This window comes from Halopenitus sp. POP-27, assembly GCF_029889855.1.
In the GTDB taxonomy this organism is placed as follows: Archaea; Halobacteriota; Halobacteria; order Halobacteriales; family Haloferacaceae; genus Halopenitus; species Halopenitus malekzadehii.
This window is the reverse complement of record NZ_JARANU010000023.1, coordinates 15,235-27,479: the sequence shown is the minus strand read 5'-3', so window position 1 is coordinate 27,479 and position 12,245 is coordinate 15,235. Positions and strand designations below refer to the sequence as shown.

13 protein-coding genes are annotated in these 12,245 nt (G+C 68.5%); 10 read left to right on the top strand and 3 right to left on the bottom strand.

Annotated features, from left to right (window positions below; genetic code table 11):
• The 3 genes from OQF70_RS12605 to OQF70_RS12595 form a co-directional block, all read right to left on the bottom strand.
• On the bottom strand, window positions 1–147 hold a 147-nt coding region (locus OQF70_RS12605), incomplete at its 3' end, for an AsnC family transcriptional regulator (protein WP_280537988.1).
• Between the two features lie 101 nt (window positions 148–248).
• Window positions 249–1,451, bottom strand: a complete 1,203-nt coding sequence (locus tag OQF70_RS12600; protein WP_280537987.1) for an MFS transporter — start codon at window positions 1,449–1,451, stop codon at window positions 249–251.
• Between the two features lie 96 nt (window positions 1,452–1,547).
• The gene (locus tag OQF70_RS12595) at window positions 1,548–1,763 is read right to left on the bottom strand and encodes a PLDc N-terminal domain-containing protein (RefSeq protein ID WP_280537985.1); all 216 of its coding nucleotides are present in this window, start codon (window positions 1,761–1,763) and stop codon (window positions 1,548–1,550) included.
• 159 nt (window positions 1,764–1,922) lie between these two features.
• On the opposite strand from OQF70_RS12595, the gene coaBC reads away from it, so the two are divergent.
• The 10 genes from coaBC (at window position 1,923) to OQF70_RS12545 (ending at window position 12,241) form a co-directional block, all read left to right on the top strand.
• Window positions 1,923–3,092 carry a bifunctional phosphopantothenoylcysteine decarboxylase/phosphopantothenate--cysteine ligase CoaBC gene (coaBC, locus tag OQF70_RS12590; RefSeq protein WP_280537984.1) on the top strand — a complete coding sequence of 390 codons (1,170 nt, stop codon included), beginning with the start codon at window positions 1,923–1,925 and terminating at the stop codon, window positions 3,090–3,092.
• 186 nt (window positions 3,093–3,278) lie between these two features.
• Entirely contained in the window at window positions 3,279–4,394 is a 1,116-nt protein-coding gene (locus tag OQF70_RS12585) for a monovalent cation/H+ antiporter subunit E (protein WP_280537982.1), read from the top strand.
• The gene (locus OQF70_RS12580) at window positions 4,391–4,696 is read left to right on the top strand and encodes a cation:proton antiporter (RefSeq protein ID WP_280537980.1); all 306 of its coding nucleotides are present in this window, start codon (window positions 4,391–4,393) and stop codon (window positions 4,694–4,696) included. Before OQF70_RS12585 ends, OQF70_RS12580 begins: the two co-directional genes overlap by 4 nt.
• Complete coding sequence (gene mnhG, locus OQF70_RS12575; protein ID WP_280537979.1) at window positions 4,696–5,037, top strand: monovalent cation/H(+) antiporter subunit G; 342 nt, start codon at window positions 4,696–4,698, stop codon at window positions 5,035–5,037. The genes OQF70_RS12580 and mnhG overlap by 1 nt, the downstream gene beginning before the upstream one ends.
• Window positions 5,034–5,582, top strand: coding sequence for a DUF4040 domain-containing protein (locus OQF70_RS12570; RefSeq protein WP_280537977.1), 549 nt, complete (start codon window positions 5,034–5,036; stop codon window positions 5,580–5,582). The genes mnhG and OQF70_RS12570 overlap by 4 nt, the downstream gene beginning before the upstream one ends.
• Complete coding sequence (locus OQF70_RS12565) at window positions 5,579–6,340, top strand: MnhB domain-containing protein (RefSeq protein WP_280537976.1); 762 nt, start codon at window positions 5,579–5,581, stop codon at window positions 6,338–6,340. The genes OQF70_RS12570 and OQF70_RS12565 overlap by 4 nt, the downstream gene beginning before the upstream one ends.
• Window positions 6,337–6,780, top strand: coding sequence for a cation:proton antiporter subunit C (locus tag OQF70_RS12560; protein WP_280537974.1), 444 nt, complete (start codon window positions 6,337–6,339; stop codon window positions 6,778–6,780). The genes OQF70_RS12565 and OQF70_RS12560 overlap by 4 nt, the downstream gene beginning before the upstream one ends.
• Window positions 6,777–8,345 carry a proton-conducting transporter membrane subunit gene (locus OQF70_RS12555; RefSeq protein ID WP_280537973.1) on the top strand — a complete coding sequence of 523 codons (1,569 nt, stop codon included), beginning with the start codon at window positions 6,777–6,779 and terminating at the stop codon, window positions 8,343–8,345. Before OQF70_RS12560 ends, OQF70_RS12555 begins: the two co-directional genes overlap by 4 nt.
• Window positions 8,346–10,430 (top strand): proton-conducting transporter membrane subunit, encoded by a 2,085-nt coding sequence (locus OQF70_RS12550; RefSeq protein ID WP_280537971.1) that lies wholly within the window; start codon window positions 8,346–8,348, stop codon window positions 10,428–10,430.
• A complete protein-coding gene (locus OQF70_RS12545) occupies window positions 10,427–12,241 on the top strand; it encodes a Na(+)/H(+) antiporter subunit D (RefSeq protein WP_280537969.1) in 1,815 nt (604 codons plus the stop codon). Before OQF70_RS12550 ends, OQF70_RS12545 begins: the two co-directional genes overlap by 4 nt.
• The last annotated feature ends 4 nt before the right edge of the window (window positions 12,242–12,245 follow it).

Genomic DNA, 12,245 nt, shown 5'->3' with positions numbered 1-12,245 from the left:
CGACTCGAGCCGCTGATTGGGTTTGCGGACGGTGCTGTCCGAGGTGTCGGTCCGTGCCGCGATGTCTCCGGACGACAGGTTTCGGGCATCCTCCTGTAGCGCGTACAGGATCGCCCTGTCGACGGCGTCGATGTCCCCGTCAGTCATACCCACGTATCGACGACACAGCCACTTTACCTTTGTACGTTGCTCGGGGGGCGACCGCCACCACCGAGCGACCGCTACCACCGATCGGCCGCCACCGTCGATCACTCGTCCGGAAGCCGGAGCGTGAGGAGGACGACGATGGCCATGATCGCCGCCAACAGCAGGTACCCCTCGTTGAAGAAACCCCGATCGGCGATGGCGCCGAAGACGACCGGGCCGGCGGCACCGAGGGTGGCCGCCGACGTGCGAACGACGCCGAGGCCGGTCCCGCGGATCTCCTGGGGGATCGTGTCCGAGAGGAACGACTGGGTGATGGCGCCCGACCCGAGCATCGTGCTGACGAGCGCGGTGATCCCGGCCAGCGCCCAAAAGCCCTCGACGACGGGGAGCAGCGCCAACCCCGCGATCGGGCCCACGAGCACGGCGACAAGCGAACGGCGGATCCCGACCCGATCGTAGGCGGCGCCGGCGAGGGGTTTCACGAGGACGCCGACCGCGAAGAACCCGCTGAAGAGGATCCCTGCGGTCGCCGAGGAGAGCCCCTTCTCGTCGACGAGATAGGTCGGATAGAGCCCGGTGAACGACTGCCAGATCAGGATATATAAAAAGAGAATGAACGCCACGAAGGCCATGTTCGATCGTCGCAACTCGGCGAGAACGTGTCGGGCGTGATCGGCCGAGAGGGTCTCCCCGGTGGTACCGGTCGATCGTTGGGCCGGGAGGACGACCCACAGGGCGATCGCGGCGACGAACAGCAGCGGCACGAGGAACCCGAGGCCGGCCTGCCAGGCGATCGCCGCCGCGAGCGCGCCCGCGATGGGTGGCAGCACCGTCTGTCCGAGGTCGCCGGTTGCCATCGTCACCCCGAGCGCGCTACCGATACGGTCGGGATAGATCTTCGACAGGATCGTAATGCGCGCGATCGGGTACAGCGACTGACCGACGCCGACCAGTCCGGTCGCGAGGAACAACACGGCCGCGGTGGGTGCGGCGATCACGGCACACAGTGCGAGCGCGACGACGGCTGCGCCGACCGCCATCACGAGGCGCTCGCTGTAGCGGTCGGCGAGGACGCCGCCCGGCAGCTGGCCGAGCGCCGACCCCAACCACAGGACCGTCACCAGCAAGCCGGCGACCGTGAGGCTGAGGTCGAACGACGACCGGAGGTACGGCAACAACACTGGATAGATCATCCGTGCGCCGAGCAGCATTCCCCACCCACCGGCCACGGTGGCCAGGATCGGTCCCCGACCGTTCGCCCGGAGACTGCCGATCTCGCCGCGGAGGGATCCGACTGGGCCCATTGGGTGGGCTCCGATACGGAGGGGTCACACAAACTGGTTCCGTCTCGTCAATCTCCGTCGTCGTTTCCGAACTGACCGTCCGGCCGTCCCGTCCGGCTAGACCAGATCGCGGCCGAGCAGGAGGTACAACACGATCCCGAGGAGGGGCGCGAAGAAGATCACGATCGCCCACAGGAACGCGGGGTGGCTGCTGTTTCGTTGGGCGTCCGAATACGTCCAGACGATCAACGCGATCTGGACGGCAAGCATCAGCAGTCCGAACAGGAACACGATCGCCATCGCTCCCTCTTGGAGGAGGATGCTGGAGGGCATACACCGTCGATGTGTGGCGGGATGGAAAGTGCTTTTCGGCCGCTCACGGGCAGGGCGCCGGCGTCGGCGACGGCGGTCTCCCGCCCGTCGATCGGCGTTGCCCCGCCGCGCGCCGCGTTTCGGGAGAGTATTTAACCGGCACGCCCGAACGCCCGGCTAATGCTCTCGGGGGTCAACGTCGCGCTGGGCGTGACGGGTAGCATCGCGGCCGTGAAAACCGTCGAACTCGCCCACGAGCTTCGTCGCCGGGGCGCGGCCGTGCGCGCGGTGATGACGCCGGCAGCCTCGAACATCGTGCACCCGTGGGCGCTCGAGTTCGCGACCGAGGCGGACGTGGTGACGGAGATCACCGGGGAGGTCGAACACGTCGAGTTGTGCGGCGTCGAGGGCTGGGCCGACGTCCTGCTGATCGCGCCGGGAACCGCCAACACCGCCGGAAAGATGGCGGCGGCGATCGACGATACGCCCGTCACGACCTGTGCGACGACCGCGCTCGGCGCCGACGTGCCGGTCGTGTTCGCGCCCGCGATGCACGAGCCGATGTACGACCACCCGGGCGTGCTCGAGGCGCTCGACACGCTGGAGTCGTGGGGCGTGCGCTTCGCGGATCCCCGGATCGAGGAGGGGAAGGCGAAGATCGCCAGCGAGGAGACGATCCTCACGGAGCTCGCCCGTGCGACGACGCCCGACTCCCTGGCCGGCAGGCACATCGTCGTCACCGCGGGCGCGACCAAGGAGTACATCGACCCCATTCGGATCCTGACGAACCGGTCGTCGGGCAAGACCGGGCGTGCGGTCGCCCGCGCGTGCTACATCCGGGGCGCCGACGTCACCCTCGTCCAGGACGGTCCCGCGGTCGGCTATGCCGAGGTCGTCCCCGTCGAGACGGCCGACGAGATGCTTGCGGCCGTCACGGACGCCTGCGTGACCGCGGACGCACTCGTGTCGGCCGCGGCGATCTCCGATTTCACCGCGGACGCCGTCGACGAGAAGATCCGATCCGGATCGCCGCTGTCGGTCGATCTGGAGCCGACCCCGAAGCTGATCGACGCCGTTCGGGAGGCGTCCCCGGACCTGCCGATCGTCGGATTCAAAGCCGAGACGTCGGGCGACGACGCCGCGATGGTGCGGGAGGCGAACCGGATCTACGACCGCGTCGGGCTCGCGTTCGTCGTCGCCAACGACGCGAGCGTGATGGGTGCCGACGAGACGCGCGTGCTGCTCGTCGCCGGCGAGTCGGACCCCGACGACGTCGAGGAGGCTCGCGGGAGTAAGGACGTCGTCGCGGGACGCGTCGCCGAGCGGCTGGCCGACGTTCTCGGGGCGTAGTTGGGCGACTGGCGGACGGACGCAGGGAATCTCGAACGGTTGACTGCGGGTGCTGTGTCGAAGCCGAACGCCCATCGTGCCGTCGGAAAGATAAGAACTGTTTTGAGGTGTCCGTGCCACGTCACGAATGAGAATCCTGTATGTCGTTTCCACACGCCCTAACGACGGTTCCCGGAGGTGGCCCCGGTGGCTAACGGCCGCGTCGTGGTCCCGATCGAGGACACCGCGACCCTGCGGGCGACGGTCGCCCACGTCGCCGCGGCGGCCGCCGACGGGGACGTCTCGGCGATCCACTTCGTCTACCTCGCCTCCTGGCGCGACGACGATCCCCGGATCGACGACCGGCGGACGACGGCGCGGGACCTGCTCGCGGACGCCGCCGACTGGGCGCGATACGACCTCGAGGACGCCGATGTATCCGAAAACGGCATCGAGATCGAGACCGCGCTCATCGCGGAGGACGTCTACCTCTTCGGGCCGCGTCAGTACGCCGACCGGCTTCATACGTACGCCGACGAGCACGGGATCGGGACGGTCGTGCTCGATCCGGAGTACACGCCGGTCGGGAACACCACCCTCCTCCAGCCGATGGAGTTCGAGCTGGCGTCCACCCCGTTGTCGGTCCGTGAGGCACCCGTCGATCGGCCCTCCCGACGCGAGCGACTCGTCTCCGAGATCACCGGCCCGCGGTTCGCGACCGTCTTCGGCGGGTCGCTGGCGTTCTATCTCGTCCTCGGCGACCCGACCTATCCCTTCGACCTCGTGACCGGCGTCGCGACCGCCCTCGTGGTCGCGATCTCGCTGTCCCAGGTGAGCCTGGACCACGACCCGACGCTGCGGGAGTCGCCGCTCCGGCTGGTTCGCGGGCTGATCTACGTCCCCTCCTTGCTTCTCGAGATCCTCAAATCGAACGTCGTCGTCGCCCGGGTCATCCTCTCGCCGTCGCTGCCGATCGACCCGACGATGACGCGGATGCGCGTGCTCGTGGGATCCGGGCTGCCCGTGACGACGCTCGCCAACTCGATCACGCTGACGCCGGGGACGCTGACGGTGCGTGCTCGCGACGCGGATCTATACGTCCACACCCTGATCCCGTGGGCCCGTGAGGGCCTGTTCGACGGCGGGCTCGAGCGGTGGACCCGCTTCGTCTTCTACGGCCGGGAGGCCGCCCGGCTGCCGACGCCCCGCGAACGCGACGACTGCGCGGTGCTGCAGGGTCCCGACGCCGACGAGCCGATGCCGTTTGCGGCTACCGATGGCGGACCCGAGTCGGACGTCGACGAGGACGGTGATCGCCGATGAGCATCGCCGACCTCGCGATCGCCGGCGGCTACACGGTCGGCGACGTGCTGTTGGCCGGTGCGGCCGGCTTCGTCGTGCTGGCGCTCGGGATGCTCTACCGCGCCGTGGTCGGCCCGACGATGCAGGACCGCGTGCTCGCGGTCAACGTCCTCGGAACGAACACGGTCGTCATCCTGGCGCTGTTGGGCGCGGCGCTCGACGAGCCGACGTTCCTCGACATCGCGATCGTGTACGCGCTACTGAACTTCCTGATGGCGATCGCCGTCTCGAAGTTCACGGTCGAACGCGGGGGTGTTCTCTGATGGCGCTCGGGTCACTCGACCCGGTCACGACGGCGCGAGTCGTCCTGATCCTCGCGCTCCTTGCCGGGGCGCTGTTCTTCACGTTCGTCTCGATGGCGGGCGTGATCCGGCTGCCGGACGTCTACGCGCGCGCACACACCGCCTCGCAGGCGGACACGCTCGGGGCCGGCTTCGGCCTGGCCGCGGTCGCGCTCACGCTCGGGTGGCAGGGTGCCTCGGTGAAGACGGCCATCCTGCTGTTCTTCATCTTCGTGACCAACCCGACCGCGGCCCACGCGGTCGCTCGAGCGGCCTTCGAGGACGGAAACGTTCCGTGGACCGAGGGGGACGAGCGCCGATGAGCGCGACCGTAACCGCGATCGAGGCGGCGCTGTTCATCTTCGTGATCGCCACGGCGGTCGTGACCGCACTGGCCCGCGACGTGCTCTCGTCGATCATCGTCTTCGGGGCCTACAGCCTCGGGATGGCGGCGCTGTACACGTTCTACCGGGCGCCGGACGTGGCGCTGACCGAGGCGGCGATCTCCGCCGGCGTCACGACCGTCCTCCTGCTGCTCACGATCGCGAAGACCTCGCGGATGAACCACGAAGCCGTCTTCGAGCGCGTCGATCCCATCGCCGCGCTCGCCGTCGGCGGACTGTGCGCCGTGATGCTCGTGACGGTGACCCAGATGCCGGCCGTCGGGGACCCAAGCGCGCCGGTCTACGCGAATCCGGACGTCACCGGCTACTATCTCGAGAACACCTACGCCGACACCGGCGTCGGCAACACGGTGATGGCGGTGTTGGCCTCCTACCGTGGGTTCGACACCTTCGGCGAGGCCGTCGTCGTCTTCGGGGCCGGCATCGCGACGATGCTGGTGCTCCACCGGGAGGTGTTCTCGTGAGCGACGCGCCCGATGCCGGCGACGACGTCGACGGCGTCGATGCTGGCTCCGGAGACGCGTCGGACGCGTCGGACGCACCCGACGTCTCCGATCGCCCGCCGATCGAGCCCACGTACTCGGGCCGCGACGATCGGCCACACCTCTCGGAGGTCCAACGCCAGCAGACGCCCTACACGGAGAGTCAGGTGATTATGTCGACCGTGAAGGTGGTCGCGCCGTTCGCGCTGACCTTCGGGCTGTTCGTCACCTTCCACGGGGCGGATTCGCCCGGCGGCGGCTTCCAGGGCGGCGCGATCGCGGCCGCGGTCGTGTTGATGATCGCCTTCGCGTTCGGGATCGACGCCACGCGCGAGTGGTTCACGAACGTCGTCGTCGTCGGTCTCGCGGTCGGCGGCGTCCTCGTCTTCGGGGGGATCGGTCTCGTCGGGCTTGTCGACGGCGGGACGTTCCTCGAGTACGCCCGACTGCCGATCCCGCACCCGGTCAAATACGGGATGGAGGGCGTGGAGATCCTCGGCATCGCTCCGATCGTCGCCGGGGTGCTCGTCGGTCTCTTCTTCCTGTTAGCGGCCGGCTTCGACGACCGGGACGGCGCCGGAACCGAGACCGAGATCGCTGACGCGACCACCGACGGCACACCCACCGACGGCACACCTATCGACGATACACCCATCGACGACACCACGGCCGGCGATACCGGCGACACCCGGACGACCGACGGATCGACGGACGACGCGACCACGGAGGACGACCGATGACCGACCACCTACCGATCCAACTCGCCCTCGACGTCCTCGCAACGCGGCACGCCTACGCGGTGTTCACCGTGTTGTTGTGCATCGGCCTGTACATGATGATCGCGAATCCACATCTCGTGAAGAAGATCATCGGCCTCAACCTGTTCCAGACGGCGATCTTTCTGTTCTTCATCGCCTCCGCGTACGTTCGTGGCGGGTCGATCCCGATCGTCGAGGGGAGCGGGAGTGCGGAGGCGAGTCTCGTGAGCCCGCTCCCGCAGGTGATCGTCCTGACCGCCATCGTCGTCGGCGTGAGCCTCACCGCGGTCGGGCTCGCGCTCTGTATCCGGATCTACACGGAGTACGGAACCCTCCGAACCGACGCGCTCCGGAAGGCGATGGCCGAGGAGGACGACCTCCCGGCAGCCGGCGACGGCTCCACAGGGGGTGAGAACGCGTGAGCGACCTCCTGCTTCCGCTTGCGATCGTGGTTCCGATCCTCGCGGCGACGCTCCCGCTCCTGTTCGGAACCCAGTATGACCGGATCGGCTGGCCGATCGCCGCGATCACGACTGTCTCGCTCGTCGGGATCGCTTCCTGGATCGCCCGGATCGTCTTCGTGGAGGGCCCGCCGACCGAGTACGGGATCGTCCACGAGCTCGGCGGCTGGCAGCGGCCGTACGGCATCGAGCTCGTCGCCGACGAGCTGTCGGCGGCACTCGTGGTCCTGGTCGCGCTCGTGGCGGCCGGGACGCTCGTTCTCTCGCGGGTCACCGGCCCTCGCGGGAACGCGTTTTACTCAGGCTACCTGCTGTTGACCGGCGGCCTGATGGGGATCTCGCTCACCGGCGACCTGTTCAACCTGTTCGTCTTCCTTGAGATCGTCGGGTTGACGACCTATGCGCTCGTCGCGGCCGACCGGTCGGGCGCCAGCGCGTACGCGTCGATCAAGTACCTGCTGGTGGGCACCGTCGGCGCCTCGCTGTACCTGGTCGGCGTCGGCTACACCTTCCTGGCGACGGGGTCGCTGAACATGATCGACCTCCAGGCGACGATCGCGACCGTCGGCTACGGCGACCCCCTGATCCGGGCCGGCTACGCGCTCATCGTCGTCGGCCTCTCGTTGAAGATCGCCGTCTTCCCGCTGCACGTCTGGCAGCCGGACGCCTACCAGCGCGCGCCCGACGCGGTGACGACGTTCATCGCGGCGTTGGTCTCGACGTCGGCGGCCTACGCCCTGCTGCGCATCACCTACACCGTCTTCACGGTCGAGTTCCTCGCCGCGAACGACGGAATCACGAACGCGATGCTGCTGGCGGCCGGCGTCTCGATCCTCGTCGGATCGGTGCTGGCAGTGATGCAGTCCGATCTCAAGCGGCTGTTCGCCTACTCGTCGGTTGCACAATTCGGGATGATCGTCGCCGCGATCGCGCTGGCAAACGAGACGGCGCTGCTGGGCGGGATCATCCATCTGCTCGGCCACGGCCTGCTCAAGTTCGGGCTGTTCCTTGCCGTCGGCCTGCTCGCATACGGCTACGGCGTTCGACGGGTTGCAGACCTCGCGAGCCTCGCCCGCAGAGCACCGTACCTTTCGGGGGCGTTCGTCGTCCTCGGACTCGCGCTCGTCGGGATCCCGCCCTCCATCGGCCTGCTCGGCAAGTGGTACATCGCGCTCGGGGCGGTGGAGGCCGCCGGTGGCGGTGACCTCGCCGCACTGGGGATCGCGGCCGTGATACTCGTGAGTACCCTGTTCACGCTGGCGTACGTCGCCCGGATCATCGAGCAACTGTACTTTGCGGGCACCGATCCCGGCCCCGGTGACGCCGGATCGGCCGCTTCCGCCGCAGACGGTCCGACCGGACCGGGGACCCCGGCCCAACCGGACGGCGGTCGGACGGAGCAGCGGGACGTTCCGACCGGCGCGTTCGTCGTGCTCGTCGTCGTCGCGCTGATCGCGGTCGGGCTCGGGTTCGCCGGGTTCGCTGCCGCCGATCTCTTCGGACCGTTCCTCGGGAGGATGATCTAAATGACCGAAGTCGACTCACTGCGACCGTTGTTCGTCGTTCTCGTATCGTTCGTGGCCAGCGGGGCCATCGTCGCGTCCCACCGCCGGCCGAACCTGCGTGAGGGGTGGACGCTGCTTGCGGCGATCGCGAAGTTCGCCGCCGTGGTCTCGCTGCTGCCGGGCGTGCTCGCCGGGACCGTCTACGTCACGGAGGTCGTGACCTTCCTGCCATACGTCGAGTTCACTCTGCGGGCGGACCCGCTCGGGATGCTGTTCGCGGTCCTGGCCAGCGGGCTGTGGATCATCACGTCGCTGTACAGCATCGGGTATATGCGCGGGCTCGACGAGCCCAACCAAACGCGGTACTTCGCCGCCTTCGCGGTCTCGCTGTCGACGACGATGGGGATCGCCTTCGCCGGCAACCTGATCACCATCTTCATCTTCTACGAGCTGCTGTCGATCGCGACCTATCCGCTGGTCGCTCACGACGAGACGCCGGAGGCGCGCTCCGCTGGCCGAAAGTACCTCGCGTACACGATGTTCGGCGGCGGCGTGTTCGTGCTCGCCGGCACCGTGCTGGTCTACTGGCTCACCGGCCTCGTCGGAGAGCCGACCGTCGCCTTCTCGGCGGGCGGGATCGACGCGCTCGCGACCGCGGCCAGCAGCGACCCCCTGATGGCGAAGATCGCCTTCGTCCTGCTCGGGGTCGGGTTCGCCGTGAAGGCCGGCCTGATGCCGTTACACCAGTGGCTGCCGGAGGCGATGGTGGCGCCGACGCCGGTCTCGGGGCTGCTCCACGCGGTGGCGGTCGTCAAGTCCGGCGCGTTCGGCGTCTCGCGGATCGTCCTCGACGTCTTCGGGCCCGAGGTCGTCTTCGATCTCGGCGTCGGCGTCTGGCTGTCGGTGATGGCCGCGATCACGTTGACCGCCGCCAGCATCATCGCCCTGCGGAAGGACCACCTCAAACAGCGGCTCGCCTACTCGACGGTGAGCCAGCTCAGCTACATCCTGCTCGGGCTCGGGCTCTTCGGCTGGCACGGGCTCGTGGGTGCGCTGTTGCACATTCCCGCACACGCCTTCATGAAGCTCACCCTGTTCTTCTGTGCGGGCTGCATCCACGTCGAGACCCACACGGACTACATCTCGGAGATGGCCGGCATCGGAAAGCGGATGCCGGTGACGATGGCCGCCTTCACGGTGGCGGCCGCGGGGATGGCCGGCATCCCGCTCGTCGCCGGGTTCGTGAGCAAGTTCTATATGCTGATCGGCGGGGTCGCGATGGGTGCGACGCTGACGCCGATCGGCTACTACCTCGCCGGGGCGCTGTTGCTGTCGGGCGTGCTCAACATCGCGTACTTCTGGCCGGTCGTCTACACCGCCTTCTTCGAGGCGGAGGACGCCCACGACGCCAAGCCGCTCGTCGAGTTCCCGCTCGGCGGCCGGACGGCGGCGACGATCGACGCCCTCAGAACCGACGGCGGCGATCGCACGGGGTCTGACGACGACGGCACCGAGCGCGAAGACGGGACCGCAACCGGCACTGACGCCGAAACGCCGATCCCGGACGCCGAGGACGAGGCCGGATCCGAGGAGGACGATCCGACCGAGAGCGGCGACGACGGAACCGAGGCGAACGTCGACGACGGCGTCGTCCGGCCCGACTTCGCGCCGGGGGATCGCGACTTCTCGGAGCCCGCCGAACGCGTCGACACGGGGAACTACGCGGTCGATGCGAACCCCTCCGACACGGACGTTCCGTTCGCCCCCGAGGGCGGCTCCGACGACCGCGATGCTGGCCGCCCCGACGACCGTGACCAGCGTGACCACGCAGACCAAACGGACCACGCAGACCATACGGGCCACGCCGACCATATGGACCACGACGACCACGACCACCACGGCGGTCCGCCGCCGGGCGGCTGGCGACCGATCCGTGGGCTCTCGGCCCTGCTGGGCCGTGAGACGACGTGGTTCATGCTCGCGCCGATCCTGACGGCTATGGGGCTGGCCGTCCTGCTCGGCGTGATCCCGAGCGAGATGGCGTTCCTCGATCTGATCGAGCTCATCGTCGAGACGCGCCTCGAGGGCGCGGGGGTGAGTCTATGACCGCCGGAATCGCCGGAATCTCGGGCGGCGCGCTCGCCACCGGTACCGTCGGGGGCGACCTCCTGACGACGGTCCCGCCGTACCTGCTCGTGGCGATCGCCGCGCTGCTGGCGGTCGTCCTCCCGCGGCGACTCGGACACCTGCTCGGGGCGGCCGCGACCGCGTTCGTGTTCGTACAGGCGGTGAGCTTCGACCCGGCGATGTACGGACCACACCTGGCGTCGACGTTCCTCGGGTTCGACGTCGTCTTCTTCAACGTCGACGACTTCTCCCGGCTGATGGGCGTCGTCGTCGGGTTCCTCGCGACCGCGGCGGTGATCTACGCCTACGGCAGCGACGCGCCGCGGTGGATGACCGGGCTCGCGCTGATCTACGTCGCCTCGACGGTCGCGACGATCTACGCCGGCGACTGGCTCACGCTGATCGTCTTCTGGGAGCTGATGGCGGTCACCTCGACGCTGCTCGTCTGGCACCACGGCGGGGCGGCGGTGCGGGCCGGCTTCCGGTACGCGATCTTCCACGGCATCGGCGGGACGGTGCTGCTCGGCGCCGTCGTCGTCCACTTCGGGGCGGTCGAGAGCTTCCTGTTCACGGCCGAGACGGGGATCCACGACTCGGCCGCGCTGCTCGCGGCGCTCGGTATCGGGGTCAACTGCGGGTTCATCGGCCTGCACACCTGGCTGCCGGACACCTACCCGCGACCCCACATCGCGGCGTCGGTGTTCCTCTCGGTGTTCACGACCAAGACGGCCGTCTACGTCCTCTACCGGGCGTTCCCGGAGGGCGGGCTGTGGATGGCCTACCTCGGCGGCGCGATGGCCGTCTACGGTGCCTTCTTCGCGCTGTTGCAGTACGACCCGCGCCGGCTCCTCTCGTACCACATCCAGGCGCAGGTCGGGTATATGCTCGCGGGGATCGGCCTGGCGGGCTACGTCGGTGAGAAGGCGCTGGCCGGCGGCTTCGCCCACCTGCTCAACAACGTCCTCTACAAGAGCCTGCTGTTCATGGCGATCGGCGTGATCATCTACCGGACTGGGACGGAGGACATCCGCGAGCTGGGCGGCCTCTGGCGGAAGACCCCGATCGCGTTCGTGATCTATCTCGTCGGCGCCGCGTCGATCACGGCCGTCCCCGGCTTCAACGGTTTCGTCTCGAAGGGAATGGTGATCGACTCCGCCCACGAGATCCACCAGTTCACGATCGCCCTCGACGGCGGGCTGCTCTGGTGGCTGCTCATCCTCGGCGGGGTCGGGACGTTCATGTCCTTCATCAAGCTCGGCTACTACACGTTCTTCCACGGCAGCGCCTCGATCTCCCCGCGCGACGCGACGCCGTTCCAGACGGTCGGGATGGCGCTCGCCGCCGGCGCCTGCATCTATCTCGGCGTCTCCTACGAGACGCTGCTCGGACTGATGCCCCACACGGAGTACCTGCTCGCGGAGCTGCACCCCTACAGCACGGGCCACCTGACCGAATCCGCCGCGCTGTTGACCGCCGGATTCGTCGGCTTCTTCGCGCTCAAACGTCCCCTGGCGTGGATCGCCCACCGAATGCGCGACGTCGACGCGGTCACGTACCCGGCGTTCTTCCACGTCGGCCGCGGACTCGTCATCGGGGTGACCGAGTTATGGGCAGCCGTCGACCGGCTCACGATGCGGCTCGTCGCGGCGATCGAGTGGACCGCGATGAACCCCCGTCACGCCGCGCGTCGGGTCGGGATCGACGCGGAGATCCGGACCGGGATCGGCCGCGGCGTCCTGATCATCACGCTCGTGGCGGCCGGCACGGTGCTGATCGGGCTCGTCTGGTGACGCA